Annotated in this window: 19 protein-coding genes and 1 pseudogene; 12 read left to right on the plus strand and 8 right to left on the minus strand. The window is 69.3% G+C overall.

Going from position 1 to position 17,308, the window contains the following annotated elements:
- Window positions 1–561: a hypothetical protein gene (locus tag ACGFIQ_RS29410; RefSeq protein WP_393248741.1), complete on the minus strand. Its 561-nt coding sequence runs from the start codon at window positions 559–561 to the stop codon at window positions 1–3.
- Between the two features lie 112 nt (window positions 562–673).
- On the opposite strand from ACGFIQ_RS29410, the gene ACGFIQ_RS29415 reads away from it, so the two are divergent.
- On the plus strand, window positions 674–1,273 hold the full coding sequence (locus ACGFIQ_RS29415; protein WP_393248742.1) for a TetR/AcrR family transcriptional regulator: 600 nt from the start codon (window positions 674–676) through the stop codon (window positions 1,271–1,273).
- A 134-nt stretch (window positions 1,274–1,407) separates the two neighbouring features.
- Here the strand turns inward: ACGFIQ_RS29415 and ACGFIQ_RS29420 are convergent, their stop codons facing one another.
- Window positions 1,408–2,007, minus strand: a complete 600-nt coding sequence (locus tag ACGFIQ_RS29420; RefSeq protein ID WP_393248743.1) for a TetR/AcrR family transcriptional regulator — start codon at window positions 2,005–2,007, stop codon at window positions 1,408–1,410.
- 108 nt (window positions 2,008–2,115) lie between these two features.
- Here ACGFIQ_RS29420 and ACGFIQ_RS29425 point away from each other — a divergent pair, with 108 nt between their 5' ends.
- Complete coding sequence (locus tag ACGFIQ_RS29425; RefSeq protein WP_393248744.1) at window positions 2,116–2,883, plus strand: SDR family NAD(P)-dependent oxidoreductase; 768 nt, start codon at window positions 2,116–2,118, stop codon at window positions 2,881–2,883.
- A gap of 246 nt (window positions 2,884–3,129) precedes the next feature.
- Here the strand turns inward: ACGFIQ_RS29425 and ACGFIQ_RS29430 are convergent, their stop codons facing one another.
- The gene (locus tag ACGFIQ_RS29430) at window positions 3,130–3,708 is read right to left on the minus strand and encodes a TetR/AcrR family transcriptional regulator (RefSeq protein ID WP_393248779.1); all 579 of its coding nucleotides are present in this window, start codon (window positions 3,706–3,708) and stop codon (window positions 3,130–3,132) included.
- A gap of 157 nt (window positions 3,709–3,865) precedes the next feature.
- On the opposite strand from ACGFIQ_RS29430, the gene ACGFIQ_RS29435 reads away from it, so the two are divergent.
- Both ACGFIQ_RS29435 and ACGFIQ_RS29440 read left to right on the plus strand, forming a co-directional pair.
- The gene (locus tag ACGFIQ_RS29435; protein WP_393248745.1) at window positions 3,866–4,885 is read left to right on the plus strand and encodes an aldo/keto reductase; all 1,020 of its coding nucleotides are present in this window, start codon (window positions 3,866–3,868) and stop codon (window positions 4,883–4,885) included.
- A 118-nt stretch (window positions 4,886–5,003) separates the two neighbouring features.
- Complete coding sequence (locus ACGFIQ_RS29440) at window positions 5,004–5,909, plus strand: LLM class flavin-dependent oxidoreductase (protein WP_393248746.1); 906 nt, start codon at window positions 5,004–5,006, stop codon at window positions 5,907–5,909.
- Between the two features lie 23 nt (window positions 5,910–5,932).
- Here the strand turns inward: ACGFIQ_RS29440 and ACGFIQ_RS29445 are convergent, their stop codons facing one another.
- Window positions 5,933–6,454, minus strand: a complete 522-nt coding sequence (locus tag ACGFIQ_RS29445; protein ID WP_393248747.1) for an MFS transporter — start codon at window positions 6,452–6,454, stop codon at window positions 5,933–5,935.
- Between ACGFIQ_RS29445 and ACGFIQ_RS29450 the strand changes: the two genes are divergently transcribed.
- The 7 genes from ACGFIQ_RS29450 (at window position 6,453) to ACGFIQ_RS29480 (ending at window position 12,045) form a co-directional block, all read left to right on the plus strand.
- Entirely contained in the window at window positions 6,453–6,737 is a 285-nt protein-coding gene (locus ACGFIQ_RS29450) for a hypothetical protein (RefSeq protein ID WP_393248748.1), read from the plus strand. The genes ACGFIQ_RS29445 and ACGFIQ_RS29450 overlap by 2 nt on opposite strands.
- A 108-nt stretch (window positions 6,738–6,845) precedes the next feature.
- A complete protein-coding gene (locus ACGFIQ_RS29455; RefSeq protein ID WP_393248749.1) occupies window positions 6,846–7,742 on the plus strand; it encodes an ABC transporter ATP-binding protein in 897 nt (298 codons plus the stop codon).
- Entirely contained in the window at window positions 7,739–8,488 is a 750-nt protein-coding gene (locus tag ACGFIQ_RS29460; RefSeq protein ID WP_393248750.1) for an ABC transporter permease, read from the plus strand. Before ACGFIQ_RS29455 ends, ACGFIQ_RS29460 begins: the two co-directional genes overlap by 4 nt.
- 14 nt (window positions 8,489–8,502) lie before the next feature.
- A complete protein-coding gene (locus ACGFIQ_RS29465; RefSeq protein WP_393248751.1) occupies window positions 8,503–9,657 on the plus strand; it encodes a sensor histidine kinase in 1,155 nt (384 codons plus the stop codon).
- Complete coding sequence (locus tag ACGFIQ_RS29470) at window positions 9,654–10,307, plus strand: response regulator (RefSeq protein ID WP_393248752.1); 654 nt, start codon at window positions 9,654–9,656, stop codon at window positions 10,305–10,307. The genes ACGFIQ_RS29465 and ACGFIQ_RS29470 overlap by 4 nt, the downstream gene beginning before the upstream one ends.
- Before the next feature lie 246 nt (window positions 10,308–10,553).
- A complete protein-coding gene (locus ACGFIQ_RS29475) occupies window positions 10,554–11,303 on the plus strand; it encodes a MerR family transcriptional regulator (RefSeq protein WP_393248753.1) in 750 nt (249 codons plus the stop codon).
- Between the two features lie 4 nt (window positions 11,304–11,307).
- On the plus strand, window positions 11,308–12,045 hold the full coding sequence (locus ACGFIQ_RS29480) for a GPP34 family phosphoprotein (RefSeq protein WP_393248754.1): 738 nt from the start codon (window positions 11,308–11,310) through the stop codon (window positions 12,043–12,045).
- A gap of 102 nt (window positions 12,046–12,147) precedes the next feature.
- Here ACGFIQ_RS29480 and ACGFIQ_RS29485 read toward each other — a convergent pair whose 3' ends face one another.
- The 3 genes and pseudogenes from ACGFIQ_RS29485 to ACGFIQ_RS29495 form a co-directional block, all read right to left on the minus strand.
- Window positions 12,148–12,966, minus strand: coding sequence for a CPBP family intramembrane glutamic endopeptidase (locus ACGFIQ_RS29485; RefSeq protein WP_393248755.1), 819 nt, complete (start codon window positions 12,964–12,966; stop codon window positions 12,148–12,150).
- A 107-nt stretch (window positions 12,967–13,073) separates the two neighbouring features.
- Window positions 13,074–15,206 (minus strand): alpha/beta fold hydrolase, encoded by a 2,133-nt coding sequence (locus tag ACGFIQ_RS29490; RefSeq protein WP_393248756.1) that lies wholly within the window; start codon window positions 15,204–15,206, stop codon window positions 13,074–13,076.
- A 254-nt stretch (window positions 15,207–15,460) separates the two neighbouring features.
- A pseudogene (locus tag ACGFIQ_RS29495) lies at window positions 15,461–15,583 on the minus strand (5,10-methylene tetrahydromethanopterin reductase); the annotation flags it as partial.
- A gap of 166 nt (window positions 15,584–15,749) precedes the next feature.
- Here ACGFIQ_RS29495 and ACGFIQ_RS29500 point away from each other — a divergent pair.
- The gene (locus ACGFIQ_RS29500) at window positions 15,750–16,631 is read left to right on the plus strand and encodes a MerR family transcriptional regulator (RefSeq protein WP_393248757.1); all 882 of its coding nucleotides are present in this window, start codon (window positions 15,750–15,752) and stop codon (window positions 16,629–16,631) included.
- Here ACGFIQ_RS29500 and ACGFIQ_RS29505 read toward each other — a convergent pair.
- Entirely contained in the window at window positions 16,555–17,208 is a 654-nt protein-coding gene (locus ACGFIQ_RS29505) for a hypothetical protein (protein WP_393248758.1), read from the minus strand. The genes ACGFIQ_RS29500 and ACGFIQ_RS29505 overlap by 77 nt on opposite strands.
- Window positions 17,209–17,308: the final 100 nt, after the last annotated feature.

The following is a 17,308-nucleotide window of genomic DNA, read 5'->3' on the forward strand; positions in this document are numbered from 1 at the left end:
TCAGTTGCCCTTCGCGGCGCGCCCGAGGCGGATGGCGGCGATGAGGAAGAAGATGGCACCGGGAATGGCGTAGCCAGCAGCGTTGGTCAGCGACGGGTTGTCCGCGGAAGCACCGGCGATGAAGGACCCACCGGCCAGAACCGAGATGCCGCCACTGATGATCATCGGCCACTGTCCGCCCATCTTCCGACGCGTGACCCCCACGATCAACTGAACCAGACCCGCCACGACCGCCCAAGCGCCCCACACCCGCAGGACGGCGGGAACACCGGAGGCACCGGCGACGCCCACGCCGACCGCCGTGACCAGGCTTACCGCGATGTTCACGTACAGCAGGGTCGGCGAGCCCGTGGCCCGCGACGAACGGAGGTCGTAGATGGCGGCACCCACGTCGAACAACGGGTAGAGCACGAACAGCGCCACCGCGAGCGGACCGATCTCCTTAGCCGTAGCGATCGTCACGCCAGCCCAGACGATGGCGAATGCGAAGCGGACGAAGTACAGCCGCCGCAGCGCGGAAGCCGTCTGGGAAATACCGGGCGAAGCAGCAATGGTGGTCACGGGTGACCCTTTCGGCGGAGGGGTTAGAGAGACCGATCGTTCTGTCTTGCCTAGCAAGACAGACGCAACCCACATCGTCAAGACCGAACGTTCTATCCGCTACGATGACGGCATGACGACCACCGCACCCGGTGCCCGGCCCTCCGAGGCGCGCCACCGGCTCCTCACCACGGCAACCAGGATCTTCTACTCGGAGGGCATCCATTCCGTCGGCGTAGATCGGATCATTGCCGAGGCAAAAGTGACCCGGGCCACCTTCTACCGGCACTTCCCGAGCAAGGACGATCTCATCCTCGCCTACCTGCGTGAAGTCCATGAGATGGATCGCGGCGCGGTCGACACGGTCATCACCACCAATTCACGGCCACTCCTGGCGATTGCCAACTCCATCGCGGAGAGCATCCAGTCCCCGGGGTTCCGTGGATGCGCGTTTCTGAACGCTGCGGCGGAGTATCCCGACACGGAACATCCCGTGCGTCAGGAGATCATCGCCCACCGGCAATGGTTCCTGGACACGCTCACCACGCTGATGGCGCAGGTCCACGAGGAGACGGCAGAGCCCGCCGCGCGTCACTTCGTCATGCTCCGCGACGGCGCCATGGCAGCCGGATGCCTCTTCGACCCCGCGTTGGTGTCCGAGACCTTCCTCCGCGGCGTGGAAGGACTTCTCCGGATCACTGCCGAGCGCCAGTCGACCGAACCCGCGGGCTAGTCCGCGTGGCCGCACGCGGTCAGGCTTCGGCGCGGCCGCGCCGATCGGGGGCGGGCGACATCCGGCGATCCCGACGCCAGCCATCGACCTGTACGAGTCCCTGGTTCGCCGGCAGCCAGGGAGATCCGCAGCGGTCAGCGCGCCGGCCAGGCGGCCATGGCCAGTTCCGCGGTTTCAGTGAGTTCCGCCGCCGTGGCGCCATCCCGGGCGCGCTGGGACATGCCGTGCATGACGGCCGTGAAGTACGCGGCAAGCTTGCGAGGGTCGGCTGTCGCCGGTAGTTCGCCCTCCTGCCGGGCGCTTGTCAGGCGCTTCTCGAAGGTGCCGACGCTGGCGTTGCGCAGGTCGCGCATGTAGGTGGCGACATCGGTGTCGGCCGCGGCCGCGCTGCAGAGCAGGTTTCCGGCCGGCGTCTCGGCGTCGGTGTACATCGCCGCCGCGTCGAGCAGGATGCGGCGGAAGGCATCGAAGGCCGTCGGCTCCCTGGCCATGGCGGCCCAGATGAACTCGCCGGCCGGGGAGCGACCGTACGCCTCGATGACCTCGTTGAACAGGGACCTCTTGTCGCCGAACGCCGCATAGAGGCTGCCGGGCCGGATGCCCATCGCCCGGGTCAGGTCGTTGATCGAGGTCCCCTCGTACCCTTTCTCCCAGAACAGGCGGGTGGCGGCCGCCAGTGCCGCCGCCCGGTCGAAGGTGGGCGGCCGGCCTCGCCGTACCTCTGGTGTGTCCATGACCCCATTCTAGAGCGATCGCTCAAAAGCAGGTCGGAGACTTGTTGGTAGATCACTCAAGAACGAGCTACGGTTCCTCTTGAGCGATCATTCAACAAAGGAGCGGTCATGTCAGGAGCACTGCAGAACAAAGTGGCAGTCGTCACCGGCGGCAGTCACGGGATCGGCCGGGCGACCGTCGAGCGGTTCGCCCGTGACGGGGCGACGGTCGCCGTCGGCTACGGCCACGACGAGGCGGCGGCCCGCGACACGGTGGAGCGCATCCGCAAGGACGGCGGACGCGCCTTCGCCGTGCACACCGAGCTGGGCACACCCGGCGACGCGGCTCGCTTCTGGGAGACCTTCGACAAGGCGGGCCGGGAGTTCGTGCCCGACGGGGAAATCGACATCCTCGTCCACAACGCCGGCAAGGGAAGCTTCGCCCGCCTGGCCGACCTCCCCGAGGACGAGTTCGACCAGGTGATGGCCGTGAACGTGAAGGCGCCGTTCTTCATCACGAAGCTCGCGCTGCCGCGACTGCGCGACGGCGGCCGGATCATCAACGTCTCCAGCACCGCGGCCAGAGTCGGAAGCCCGGATCTGCTGGCCTACGGCGTCAGCAAGGCGGCGCTGAACTGGTTCAGCTACGACATGGCGCTGGATCTGGGCCCGCGTGGAATCACCGTCAACTCGGTGTCACCCGGCATCGTCATGACCCGGAACAGCCAGTACCTGGTCGACAATCCGGAACTCGCGGCGCAGCAGACGGCGCGCGTCGCCCTCGGCCGGCTCGGCGAGACGGACGACGTGGCCAGCATCATCGCCTTCCTCGCCTCCGACCAGGGGCGCTGGGTGACCGGTCAGGTCATCGACGCTTCGGGCGGCACCGCGCTCTGAGGACGGGCCGCGGACACACCACCCCGACAGCTGGCGTCTTGTCGGAGGTGCTCACGCACCGTCGAGCCGGCCGGCACCCTCCCCGGTGCCGGCCGGTCCCGACGTGATCCCCGCCGCCCCGGGCGCGGCGCGAGGATCAGGTGGCCCGCGGAGGCCCGCCCCACCAGCCGGAGGGGACTCGCTCGCCCACAAGGCGAGGCTCCGCAACGACCTCCGGACACCCGGTGGACGTTCGTGGACACCGCACTAGCGGACGCGAAGCCCGGCCACGAGGAGGTCGACCAGGCGGCGTGCGTCGTAACGGGGGTCGTTGCCCGCGCCGATGCAAAGATTGCCGACGCCGCGCAGCAGCCCGTAGGCGTCCAGGTCGGGGCGGATCTCGTCGGCGGCGACTGCGGCGTCGAGGAGCTGGTCGCAGACCGGGACGAGCCGGTCGAGGAAGTAGGCGTGCAGGCTCTGGAAGGCGGCGTCGTCGGACTGTAGCGCAGCCGCGAGACCGTGCTTGGTGACCAGGAAGTCGACGAACAGGTCGATCCACTGCGCCAGGGCGGCGTACGGCGTGTCGCTGTCGGCCAGCAGGGCCGGCCCCGCCTCGGCGCACGCCTCGATCTGGTGCCGGTAGACGGCGACGATGAGGTCGGCCCGGCTGGGGAAGTGGCGGTAGATCGTGCCCACGCCGACGCCCGCCCTGACGGCGATGTCGCGCACGGGCACGTCGACGCCGGAGGTGACGAACGCCGCGGCGGCAGCGTCGAGCAGGGCCCTCTCGTTGCGCCGGGCGTCGGCCCGCTTGCGCGGGACCGGTTGCTCCACGCCGCTGTCGATGTCAGCCACGTCGCGTTACCTCCGTCACTCCACTTGGCATCCGGAACACCGTTCCGTATGGTGTTTACCGGAACAGCGCTCCGCTTGCTCAGCATAATGAACCGGGTGCGCTACCGCCAAACCCGTGGACCGCCGGACGTCTGAAGGAGAAACAGTCATGCAGTACCGCACCTTGGGTCGCACTGGTGTGCAGGTCAGCACCCTCGTGCTCGGCGCCATGAACTTCGGCAAGATCGGCAACACCACCCAGGAGGACGCCACCGCCATCGTCGACGCCGCGCTGGACGCGGGGATCAACCTCATCGACACCGCCGACGCCTACAGCGGCGGCCAGTCCGAGGAGATGGTCGGCAAGGCCATCGCCGGCCGCCGCGACGACGTCGTTCTGGCCACCAAGGCGACCCTGCCGATGGGCGACGAGCGCAACCAGCGGGGCGGGTCGCGCCGCTGGCTGGTCACCGCGCTGGAGAACAGCCTGCGCCGCCTCGCCGTCGACCACGTCGACCTCTACCAGATGCACCGGTGGGATCCGACGACCAGCGACGACGAGACGCTGTCGGCGCTGACGGACCTGCAGCGCGCGGGCAAGATCCGCTACTTCGGCTCCTCGACCTTCCCCGCCTACCGCATCGTGCAGGCGCAGTGGGCCGCCCACGAGGGACGTCTGAGCCGGTACGTCACCGAGCAGCCGAACTACTCGATCCTGCAGCGCGGCATCGAAACCCACGTGCTGCCCGCGACCCAGGAGTACGGCATGGGCGTGCTCGCCTGGAGCCCGCTGGCATCGGGCTGGCTCTCCGGCGCGATCCGTGCCGGCCAGGCCATCAGCACGAACCGCTCGGGCTTCATGCAGCAGCGCTACGACATCAGTGTCCCCGCCAACCGCGCCAAGCTCGACGCCGTCGAGCAGCTCGCCACAGTCGCCGACGACGCCGGCCTCAGCATCATCCAACTCGCGCTCGGCTTCGTCACCGCGCACCCGGGCGTGACCAGCGCGATCATCGGCCCCCGCACGATGGACCACCTCCGCTCGCAGCTCGCCGCCGCGGACACGGTGCTCTCGGCCGACGTGCTGGACGCGATCGACGCGATCGTGGCTCCCGGTGTCGACCTCGCCGCCCACGAGAAGAACGACACGCCGCCCGCTCTGCTCGAGCCGGCGCTGCGCCGCCGCTGATCACTCGCACGTGTCAGTGACCAGGCGGCAGGCGGACGTGCGCCCGCGCGTCCGCCCGCCGCTGACCCGCCGCACAGCCAGACCTTCCAGCCTCGGCGCCGAAAGGACGAACGGACCCATGCCAAGCAAGCCCTCGCCCAGCTTCGGGCTCATGACCGCCCCGATGCACGTCGACTACCACGACATCCTGCGGGTATGGCAGGAAGCGGACGCCATCGCCGAGATCGAGCACGCGTGGCTGTTCGACCACCTCATGCCCATCGGTGGCGACCCGGGCGGCACGGCGTACGAAGGCTGGACCCTGCTCTCCGCCCTCGCCGCGCAGACCGAGCGGCTGCGACTTGGCGTAATGGTGACCAGCAACCGCTTCCGACCTCCCGCGATGCTCGCCAAGATCGCCACGGTCGTCGACATCGTCTCCGGCGGGCGCCTCGACTTCGGCATCGGCGTCGGGTCACGGCCTGGTCACCCTCTGGCCCGGCGGGAGTACGCCGCGCACGGCCTGCCCTTCGCCGACACCGCCGACGCCGTGGGCAGCCTCGCCGAGGCGCTCACTGTCATCCGGCGACTCTGGACCGACAACGAGCCGTTCGACTTCCACGGAACGTACGTCGACCTCACCGGAGCGTTCGCCAGCCCCAAGCCCGTGCAGCGCCCGCACCCGCCGATCGTTGTCGGTGGCCGCTCCGCCGCCACGTTGCGGGTGGTCGCCGAGCACGCGGACATCTGGAACATCGCCAGCGGCGACGTCGACGACGCCGTCAGCCGCAGCGCCCTGCTGGAACGCTACTGCGCCGAAATCGGCCGCGACCCAGCGTCGATCACCCGCTCGATCAACCTGCCCGTCTCCTACGACCGGCCCGGGCTCACCCGGGACGCCATCGGCAGGACGATCGGCGCCGGCTTCGGGCACATCGTGCTCACACTGCCGGCGCCCTACCCCGTTGGCGTCGCGCGTTGGGTCGCCGATGAGCTCATCACCCCGTCCACCGCAGAGCTGCCCCGGCGGGTCGGTCTGCAATGATCTCCGACCCTCGGGGCGGTTGCTCAAGTGCCCGGTGTGCCAGACCGCCGTCGAGGTCGTTGGCCAGCTCGCGAAGGATTTCGAGTTCGAACGGACTTTCTCGTGGACAAACAGAGCGCCACAGCGGCTACGACGATCGCCAAGACGGCGCAGGCGAGCCAGACCGTCACGTAGCCGGCCTTACCCGTCACCGGCGTTGCGACCCCGGGCACGTGGCTCGACAGGGCCGCCATGACGGCCGCCAAGGTGGCACCGGACACAGCGCCTCCGACCGCCCGCGCGGTGTTGAACAAGCCGGAGCTGATGCCGACCGCGTCCGCGGGCGCCCGAGTCACCACATACGTCGAGAGCGTGGCCAGCACCACGCCGTTGCCGGCACCGATCATGACCTGCCAGACGACGAAAGTGGCTACGGCGTCGTGAACCAGTGCCGTCAGCACGTACCCCGCAGCAGTCAGTACCGCCCCGAGGGCCACAGCGGTCCGGCTCCCGGCCCGTTCGGTCACCCGAGTCGTCGACCTGGGAATTCTCCAGAACGCCGGCATGAACCAGCAGGTCGGTCCCCACCGGTGCACGGGTGAGCAGAATGGTCGCGATGTCGGTCCGGGCCTTGCTCAACCGCTCGATCTCCGAGGCAAGGCCGGCGTCGACCTGCCTCAGGGCGTCCGGCGCGGCCGCGCCGTCCAGGCAGATCTCGCGGATCTGGGAGAGCGGCACGCCGAGTTCGGACAAGCACCGGATGCGCTGCAGAAGCTTGAGGTCGGGCACCCCGTACTGCTTGGCTGTGGCTCCACGCTCGCATCGGCGGGGCGGCGTTCGCGTCGGTGAAACACCCTTACGTAGCGATGGCCAGTAGAACCTGGGTACCAACGGTGGGCCGGAGATGCCGACCGCGGTACCACGATGGGGGCTGTGCCCGGACCTAGCGTGGTGAGCATGATTCAGATACGCGAAGTGACCAAGCGGTACGGTGCGAAGACGGTCGTCGACCGCCTGTCGTTCACCGCGAAGCCCGGACAGGTCACCGGCTTCCTCGGCCCCAACGGCGCCGGCAAGTCGACGACCATGCGGATGATCGTCGGCCTCGACGCGCCGAACTCCGGCGACGTGCTGGTCAACGGCAAGCCGTACGCGTCGTCGCAGGCGCCCCTGCGCGAGATCGGTGTGCTGCTCGAGGCCAAGGCCGCGCACCCCGGCCGGACGGCGGTCAGCCACCTTCTGGCAATGGCGCGTACGAACGGCATCCCGCGTTCGCGCGTGGACGAGGTGCTCGACCTGGCCGGCCTCTCGGCCGTCGCCCACAAGCGGGTCGGTGCGTTCTCCCTCGGCATGGGCCAGCGGCTCGGCATCGCCGCCGCGCTGCTCGGTGACCCGGCCGTGGTGATGCTCGACGAGCCGGTCAACGGCCTCGACCCCGAGGGTGTCCTCTGGGTGCGTAACCTGCTCACCGGCCTGGCCGCCGAGGGCCGCACCGTGATGCTGTCCTCGCACCTGATGAGCGAGGTCTCGCTGATCGCCGACCACCTGGTCATCATCGGCCGGGGCAGACTGCTGGCCGACACCACCGTGGCCGACTTCGTGACCGCCGAGGGCGTCCGGGTCGTCACTCCCGCCCCCGACGCGCTGCGCACGACGATTGCCGGCCCGGGTATCACGGTCACCTCGACCGGTGCCGAGGAACTGCTCGTCGCCGGCACCTCCGCCCGCGTGATCGGGCTGGCCGCGGCCGCTCGCGGCATCCCCCTGTTCGAACTCACCCCGCAGAACGCCTCCCTCGAAGAGGCGTTCATGGACCTGACCCGCGACGCTGTCGAATACGAGGCCTCCCGATGAAGATCACCCCTGGTGGCGTCGTCGCCGCCGAATGGACCAAGTTCTCCTCCCTGCGCTCCACCTGGATCACGACCGGCATCTCCGTCCTCCTCCTGATCGCCTTCGGCATGATCGCCTCGGCTTCCTTCACGGGCGACAACCTGACCTCAATCGACCTTGCCCTGTCCGGCAGCGCCCTGGCCGCCCTGTCCGTCGGTGTGCTCGGTGCGTTGCTGGGGGCGAGCGAATACACCACCGGCATGATCCGGGCGACTTTGGCCGCGGTGCCGCGCCGGTTGCCGGTGCTGTGGTCAAAGGGCCTCGTCGCCGGGGCAGCCGCCTTCGTGACGATGGCCATCGGCGCCTTCGCCGCTTTCGCCCTGGGGTCGGCCGTGCTCAACGACAAGGTCGACGGTCTGGGCCTCGGTGACCAGGGCGTCGTGCGGGCCCTGCTCGGCGCCGGCCTCTATCTGGGGCTGGTCGCGGTGCTCGGTGTCGCGCTCGGCATGCTCGTCCGGTCCAGCGCCGGCGCCATCGCGATCCTGTCCGGCGCGCTGCTCGTCGTGCCCGGTCTGGCCCCGCTGCTGCCGGACTCGATCGCCGATGCCGTGACCCCGTACCTGCCGAGCAACGCGGGCAGCGCCGTGATGGCACTGGCTCCCACGGACGGCACGCTGGGTCCGTGGGCCGGTCTCGCGGTCTTCACCGGGTACGTGGTCGTGACGCTCGCCGTCACCGCCTATCGGCTCAAGAAGACCGACGCGTAAGGGAGACTCGGGCGATGAGCACGCAGGGATGGCTCGTGGACCGGCAGGCACGGCTGCGGGCGTTCGACCGGCACCATCCGTGGGTCATGGACACCCTGGTAGCCGTCCCGATCGTGCTCTTCAGCATCCCGAACATCATCGAGGAACCCCTGTCGGCGACCATCGCGACCCTGGTGCTGCTGCCACCGCTCTACTGGCGGCGGCGGTACCCGTTCCCGGCGTTCCTGGCCACCGCGGCCATCGAGTTGATCGAGGGACTGCTGGACGTCGGCGTCGGCGCCGGAGTGATCCTGCTCGTGATGCTGTTCGGGGTGGCCTCCCGCGGTTCGTGGCGGGCGCTGGCCTGGGCCTCCGGGATCGCCCTCGCGCTGCTGGTCGCCGAGATCTACCTGATCAACCCGGTGACGGAGAACCGCGTCACCACCCTGCTCCTGGCGATCGGCACAGAGGCGGCCGCGGTCGCGTCCGGCGTCGCGGTGCGCACCCGCCGGGCGTACCTCATCGCCCTGGAGGACCGGGCCGCCCGCCTCGAGATCGAACGGGACCAGCAGGCCCGCCTGGCCGTCGCTGAGGAGCGGGCCCGGGTGGCCCGCGAGATGCACGACATCGTCGGCCATCACGTGTCGGTGATCGTCGGCCTCGCCGACGGCAGCGCCGCCCTCGCCAGATCGCGGCAGGAGCAGACCGCCGAGCCGCTCCGGCTGATCGGCGAGACCGGCCGCCAGGCGCTCGCGGAGCTGCGCCGGGTGCTGGGCGTGCTGCGCGAGGGTGACCCTGGTCCGCAGCTGAGGCCGCAGCCCGGCATCGACGATCTCGACCGGCTGCTGCCGAGCGTGCGGGCAGCCGGGCTGCCAGTCACCTACTCCACCTCGGGCGAGCTGCACACCCTCGGCAAGGGGCTGCAGCTCGCGGTCTACCGCATCGTCCAGGAAGCGCTCACCAACACCCTCAAACACGCGGGGCGCAGCGCGTCCGCGACAGTCACTATCGCTGCCTGCCGCGGAGAGGTACGGGTACGCGTTCTCGACAACGGCCGTGCCATACCGGCCTCTCCAAGCCACGGCCTGCTCGGCATAGGCGAACGCGCCGCCATGTACAGCGGGGTAGTGACCGCTGGCCCGGTGGAGAACGGCTGGCTCGTTGACGTAGTCCTCAAGGAGCCCTCATGACCACCGTCCTGATCGTCGACGACCAGCAGCTGCAACGAATGGGCTTCAAGATGCTGCTCGACGGCACCCCCGGCATCACCGTGGTGGGTGAGGCCGCCACCGGCGCCGAGGCCGTGCGGAAAGCAGATCAGACCCGGCCCGATGTGGTGCTGATGGACGTGCGCATGCCCGGCATGGACGGCATCGAGGCCACGCGCCGCATAACCGCTTCCGGTTCCCGCACCCACGTGCTGATCCTGACCACGTTCGATCTGGACGAATACGTCTACGCCGGACTTCGAGCCGGAGCGAGCGGCTTTCTCCTCAAAGACGCGCGCCCCGAGGAACTGATCGCCGGTATCCGCGCCGTCGCGAGCGGAGACTCAGTGGTAGCCCCCAGCCTGACCCGCAAGCTGATGGACGCCTACCTGCAGGAACCGGCGCCGGCCACATCCGAGGATCCCCGCCTGAGCACGCTGAGCGAGCGGGAGCGCGAGGTGCTCGAGGCGATCGGCCAGGGTGCCACCAACACCGAGATCGCCGAACGCTTCACGCTGACCGAGTCGACAGTGAAGAAGCACGTCGGTCGGGTCCTGTTCAAGATCGGCGCCCGCGACCGGATCCAGGCGGTGATCTTCGCGTACGACAACGGCCTGGTCCACCCTCGCTGACGGGCGGAAGGGCACGACGATGGCGGACGCGCCGAGCAGGCAGGTGCTTGCCGGTGGCTTGATCGCCGCCGGGATGTCCGGAACCCCGACCTGGCGGGCGGGCGCGGCGACCTCTTCGGCCGACGCCTGACAGGTGGCTTCAAGATCCGAGTTATCGGCGCATTGACTCTGTGGTGGGAACACGGTGTCGACTGCGAGCCAGCACTTGACCGCCGACCGCCGGGTCAGACCCAGGAAGGAACCGACGTGGCCTGGAGCACCCGTGAGCTCGCGGAACTCGCCGGCACCACGGTGAACACGATTCGGCACTACCACCGGCTCGGACTGCTCGACGAGCCCGAGCGCCGGCCGAACGGATACAAGCAGTACGGGGTACAGCATCTCGTCGTCCTCCTGCGCATCCGGCGGCTCGTAGAGCTGGGCGTGCCCCTGTCCCGGATCGGCGCGATCACCTCGGGCGGCGCCCCCGCCCCGGAAGTGCTGCGTCAGGTCGACGCCGACCTGGCGGCCGAGGTCGAGCGTCTACGCCGAGCCCGCTCCGACATCGCGATCATTCTGCGCGACGGGGCGCCAGCCGACGCGCCCGCCGGCTTCGAGTCGGTCGCGCCGCGGCTGACCGTGTCCGACACCTCGCTCATCCACGTCTTCACCCAGCTCTACGACGAGGACGTGATGAAGGACCTGCGGCGCATGGCGGACGCCGACACGGATCCCATCAGCCACGACATCGACACCCTGCCACCCGACGCAGACGAGGCGACCCGCCAGAACCTCGCCGAGAAGCTCGCCGCGCTCCTGGCGCAGCATCTGGTCGACTATCCCTGGCTGCGCGACCCCGCCCGGCATCTGTCGAAGAGCCAGCACGTCACGCGCCAGATGTTCATCGACGCCGTCGTCGGTCTCTACAACCCCGCCCAGGTCGACGTGCTGGGCCGGGCCAGCATCCTCGCGCAGGAGCAACTGCGCCGCGAACAGGGGCTCGACCCTCCGGCCTGAGCTCGTGCACAGCATCCCGAATCGAAAGGAAGGCGCCATGGCTCAGCTCGGGCCCGCCACCCTGGGCGAAGACCTCCTGTTGCTTCTGTTCCAGCCGAACGCGGGGATGCGGGGCACCGGTGTCATCGCCGGCGAGAACACGCTCTTCCACGTTCTCGGGGGTGCGGTGCTCGCCGATCTCGGCCTCGGCGGACATGTGCGGACCATCCCCGGCTGGGGCGGATCGACCCGGGTGGAGGCCGTCGCGGACCGTCCCCCCGCGGACGACATCCTGCGATCGGCGTGGGACTACGTTGCCGTGAAGCCTCGCGGTGTACAGGCCACACTCGCCGCGATCGGGCCAACCCTGCGGAGCCCGTTGCTCGACCGGCTCATCATCCGCGGCGACATCCGCGAGTCCATCCACAAGGCGCTCGGTCTGTTCGACATGAAGGTCCTCGAGGACGGCGGATCCGGCCGGCGGGCCGGTCTGCTCTCCGACGTGCGGGCGGTGCTGGTCGACGGTGTGGAGCCACAACCCCGGGTCGTCGCGCTCGCGGCGTTGCTGTCGGGAAGTCGTACGCTCCCGCAGTTCGATCCCGAGATCCCCTGGACCTCTTCGGTCATCACCCGCGCGCAGAAGCTCGAGCAGGGCAACTGGGGAGCCGAGGCTGCTGCCGAAGCGGTCGCCCGCACCATCACCGCGACCATCGTCAGCAACGTGATCGTCGCTGCGGCTGTTCTTCCGCCGCAGAACCAGTAACGGCTGAAGCCGCTCTCCGGCGCCGGCCCTGCCCGCTTCCGCCGCGAGCATCGTCAACAACGTGATACTGGCGGCGGCCGTCCCGGCCAAGCAGTGAACGAGCTACACCCCTCGCTCCGGACCGGTGCGACGCGACCGTTCGCGAAGCCAGACGAACGTGAGCACTGCCAGGTTGACGACGGCCAGGATGATCAGGGCGGGACCGCCGCCTGCGCCCTCGGTGCGGTCGACGACGATGGCGTCGCCTCCGGCCATGAGGGCGTTGATTGTTGTTGCCACCAGGTTGTTCGCGACGTGAAATGCCATCGCGGCCTCGAGTCCACGGCTGACCAAGCCCAAAAGGGCGGTGCAGGCCGACAGGAACAGGTAGTAGCCGTTCAGCCAAGGGTCGCCGGCCGCGTGCGTGAGGGCGAACGCGAGGCTGGAGACCACGAGTCCGGTGAGGAACGCCAGCCGTACGGCGCGGAACCACGATGCTGCCGCCGGGAGCATCGCGCCCCGGAACATGATCTCCTCGCCGGCCGACTGGATCGGTGTGGAGACGACCACGACGACCAGCAGCGCCATGGTGGTGCCGGTGAAACCGAAACCCACCCAGTTCATGGCGTCGGGCGCAACTGTCGCCCCGACGGCGAGGCCGGCCCCGACGAGCACGACGGAACCGCCGAAGTAGAGCGCCAGGCGCCGCTTGTCGAAGTGCCGTGGCGAGCTGAAAATCGTGCGCCACGGCACTTTCCCGAACCGGGAAACGAGCACCACGGCGAGCAGCGCGGTCAGACCGGTGCTGAGATTGGCCGCCAGCAGCTTGAGCGGGGTGAGCGTCGGCTCGGAAGGGTCGCTCCCCTCGATCGAACTGGCCAGCTGGTAGAGCACGATCTGAAGCAGGAGCAACGTCAGGGGTATCGCGGCGATGACGATCACCGACTTCCACCATTCCATCCGGATGTGTGTACCGAAGGGACGGGTGGTGCTGTCGGGGGGAGCGATGGTTGGCGTCGAGTTCACGAAACGTCGGTCCTTTGCGATGCTTAGCTCTGGCGTACGTGACGGAAGCTGGCACGCACCTCCGCGGCCAGCAGCTCGGGTTGTTCCCAGGCGGCGAAGTGCCCGCCCTTGGGCAGCTCGTTGTAGTGCACGAGGTTCGGGTAACGCTGCTCCACCCAGCGGCGGCTGGCGAGATAGATGTCGCGGGGAAAGAGGCTGACGCCGACCGGCACCTCGACCTTCGGGTCGCGGTAGGTGCGGAAGCTCTCCCAGTAGATGCGAGCCGAGGAGGCGGCGGTGCCGGTCAGCCAGTACAAGGTGATGTTGTCCAGCATCTCGTCGCGACTGAGCAGGTTCTCCGGATCGCCGTCGTAGTCGGTCCACTGCTCGTACTTCTCGTAGAGCCAGGCCGCCTGCCCCACCGGCGAGTCGGTGAGCGCGTACCCGATCGTCTGAGGGCTCTGGATCTGCTCGTGCTGGTAGCCCGACTCGTTGGCCTGGAAGTCGCGCCACCGTTGCAGCGCGCGCTCCTCCTGCTCGTCGGTGACCTCCTCGGTGCCGTACGTGGGAAACATGTTGGAGTGGATGGCTCGCACGGTGGGCTCGCCGATGGCGCCCAGCGCGGTCGTGACCGCGTGCCCCCAGTCACCGCCCTGCGCGCCGAAGCTGTCGTAGCCCAGCCGCCGCATCAGCTCGACCCAGGCCTCCGCGACCCGATCGGGCCCCCACCCGGTCCCGGTCGGCTTGCCGGACAGTCCGAAGCCGGGCATCGTGGGCAGGACGACGTGGAACGCGTCCCGGGGGTCGCCGCCGTGGGCCCGCGGGTCGGCCAGCATCGGTGCCACCTTCAGGAACTCGATGACCGAACCGGGCCAGCCGTGGGTCATCACGAGCGGCATCGCCTCCGGTTCGGGCGACCGCAGGTGCAGGAAGTGGATGTCGAGTCCGTCAATGCGCGTCGTCGACGGACTGAGCGCGTTCAGCCGGGCCTCGCAGGCCCGCCAGTCGTAGCCGTCCCGCCAGTACTCGCACAACGCTCGAAGCCTGCGCAGCGGCACGCCCTGGCTCCAGTCCTCCACCGGTTCGGGATCGGGCCATCGCGTACGCAGAAGCCGCTCGCGCAGATCGTCGAGCGCGGCCTCGGGGAAGGCAAAGGGGGATGGCCGTACGGCTTCGCTCTCGGCCTCGGCCAGATACGCCGCGAGATCGTCGTAGCCGTAGAGGACCGCAAGCTGCCGGGGTGTGTGACCGGTGTGCGAGGTGAGGTCGAGGCGGGCGCCCGCCTCGACCAGGGCCTGTGCTGCCTCCCGGTGCCCGTGCCACACCGCGTCGTGCAAGGCGGTGAAGCCGTTGTAGGCGCCCTGCGCGTCGATCTCGAGCGTCGCCGTACCGCTGGGGCCACGCGTCGTCAGAGTCCGGACGACGTCGGCGTGCCCGGCGAAGGCGGCCTCATGGCCCGGCGTCGCGCCCATCAGCCCGTTGGGCCGGCGCGGATCCGCACCTGCCTCACGCAGCACGCGGACCATGCCGATGTGCCCGTCGCGCGCGGCGATCCCGAGCGGCGTGTAGTCGTCATCGTGATCGCCGACGGCCGGCATTCGTTCGTCGAGGTCCGCACCGGCCCCGATGAGCCGTTTCACTGCGGCAAGGTCGCCGGCCTTGACCGCCGCCGTCAGCTGCAGCGACCGGATCCGGTCGGCGTCGGCCGCGGTCCGCGCGTGCAGGAGAGCGGCGATTGCCTCCGAGCCGTCGCGCACCGCCAGGTCGAGCGCCGTCTCCTGCCAGTGGTTCCGCACCGAGGTACGGGCTCCGCGGGCCAGTAGCAGCCGGACCGCCGCCTCGTGCTTGTACTGCACCGCGTCCATCAGCGGCGTGTGACCGAGCCGGGGCGACTGCTGGTCGACGAAGGCGCCATGGTCGAGGAGCAGGCCGATCACGCCGTCGGCACCGGCCTGTGCCGCCTTGTGCAACGCCGTGGCGCCCATGCGCGGCTCGACCATCAACACGTCCGCGCCGGCCTCCAGCAACAGCTCCACCAGGCGTTGTCGGCCGAGACCGGAGGCGACCATCAGGGGTGTGCGGCCACCGGCGCCGCGGCGGTGCGGGTCTGCGCCCGACTCGAGCAATTCCGCCACCGCCGCCGCGTCGTCGGAACGGATCGCAGCTTCCAGTGTCATGCCGGTTCCTTTCATGAATGTCTTCCCGTATGCGACACCCTGTTCCAGGAACCGGGTCAAGCGGTCGGCCCGCCGCGCCCGTCCGGCGCTATCGCCCTGACTGTGGTCGTGGAACACGGTTTGCGCTGGGAGCAGTCTCCGGCCCGACCGAGGAAGATCACATGAGCGTGGATTTTCTGTACCCGGACGGATTGCCAGAGGACCCAGGTCGTCGTGAATCGGCGTGGCGGTTCACGGGTGGACCTCGGGCGGTGTCAGTCGGTGCCCGTCGCCGTGGCCGCAGCCTTCTTCAGGGACTCGTGCGTCGGGGCGTCCGGCACGTGCGCCGGTCTGCGGGCGGCGAACTCCTTGCGCAGCACCGGCACGACGTGCAGGCCCGACGACTCCGGCGAGCAGGACTGCGCCGATGCCGGTGGTGTCCCCCAGCAGAAACCGTGTGCTGGCCACACGGTCATGAACATCGCGGAGCCAGGCCCGACGACCCACGATGGTGACGGGGAACGCTCAGGCCGGCCGGCGATCAGCTGTTAACCTCGAGCTTTCTTGAGTACCGCCCGCTATTTGTCGCCTGCGGCCGAGGTCCGCACCCGATGGGCCGGGAAGGGGATCGACGTGGCGTGGAGCACGAGCGAACTCGCGACACTCGCGGGCACCACGGTGAACACGATCCGGCATTACCATCGTCTGGGCCTGCTCGAGGAGCCCGATCGCCGCGACAACGGTTACAAACAGTACGAAATACTGCATCTCGTACGCTTGCTGCACATCCGCCGGCTGGTCGAGCTGGGCGTGCCACTGTCCCGGATCAAAGAGCCGAGCGCGGGCTCCCCCCAGGCGCTCCAGCAGATCGACGTCGACCACGCGGCCGCCATCGAACGGCTGGAGAACGCCCGGCAGAGCATCGCGGCCATCCTGAGCGAGAACGCGCCGCCTGACACGCCACCGGGCTTCGAGCCCGTCGCTGCCCGCCTGTCCGAGGCCGATCGCTCGCTTATCCACATATACACGCAGTTCTTCGACGACCAGGCCCTGGCCGACGTGCGGCACGCGGTGGAGAACAACAACGACGACGACGTCAGCGCCGACTTCGACGCGCTGCCCGCTGACGCCGACGAGGCGACGCGGCAGAACCTCGCCGAGAAGTACGCGCCGTCCCTGGTCCGTACCCTCCGCGATTTTCCGTGGATGGACAACGACGCGATGGCGCACGTGTCGTCGGGGAGATCCGTGACGCGGCAGACGTTCGTCGACGCGTTGCGGGAACTCCACAACGAGGCCCAGTTCGACGTCATCCACCGCGCCAAAGAGCTGGCCCGCCAGCAGTTGCGGACGGAAGGCCGATCCGCCGTCAGTCCGCCACCGCGTCCAGCCATCGGTTGTACCGCAGGCGCAGAGCACGCTCGGTGCTGCCCACCGTCGCGCTGACCGCGAGCGCGATGTTGAGCCAGGCCGACGCGTCGATCGGCGACTCGAGAACACCGAACCGCTCGGCCAGCGGCGGGAACCGGGAGATCGACTCGACGGTCTGCGGAAGGCCGAGGACCAGCGACACGAGGATCAGGACGAGGGAGATCACGCCGATCCAGCGGCTGAGCAACGGACGCTCACGGTCGAGCCGGGCACGGCGCCCCTCGGCCGAGCGCGGATCCGGCACGAGCTGCTGCTCGGTGCCGTCGTCGGCGACGAAGTGGCACCGCCGGAGGCCGAAGGCCGACGTCCTCACCTCGATCGCGCCGCCCTCGATCGGGAAGACCGCGGGGAGCCTCGCCCGCTCGAAGCGCCGGCCGTCGCGATACAGGTGGGCTTCGGTGTCGAGGTTCTCGTTGCTCTTCATGTGGTTCACGTCGACCGCGTATTCCACCGGCCGGCCCGCGCCGGCGTCCGCGGGAAGGTAGAACAGGGACCGGGACAGCGACTGCCACCAACGGAATCGCTTCAGCGCGCGCCCGTCCCCGGCCTTGATGCGCTGGATGGCTCGGCGCCGCCGCCATTCGTCGAACACCCGGTCATTCAAAACCGTGTCCTCGGGACACAGTCAATCGGAGTGGGCGGACCTTGATCGCCACGAACCTCGAAGAACACCGCCTCTGAAGACCCGCCCG

This window comes from Micromonospora sp. NPDC048898 (genome assembly GCF_043198035.1).
GTDB lineage: Bacteria > Actinomycetota > Actinomycetes > Mycobacteriales > Micromonosporaceae > Micromonospora.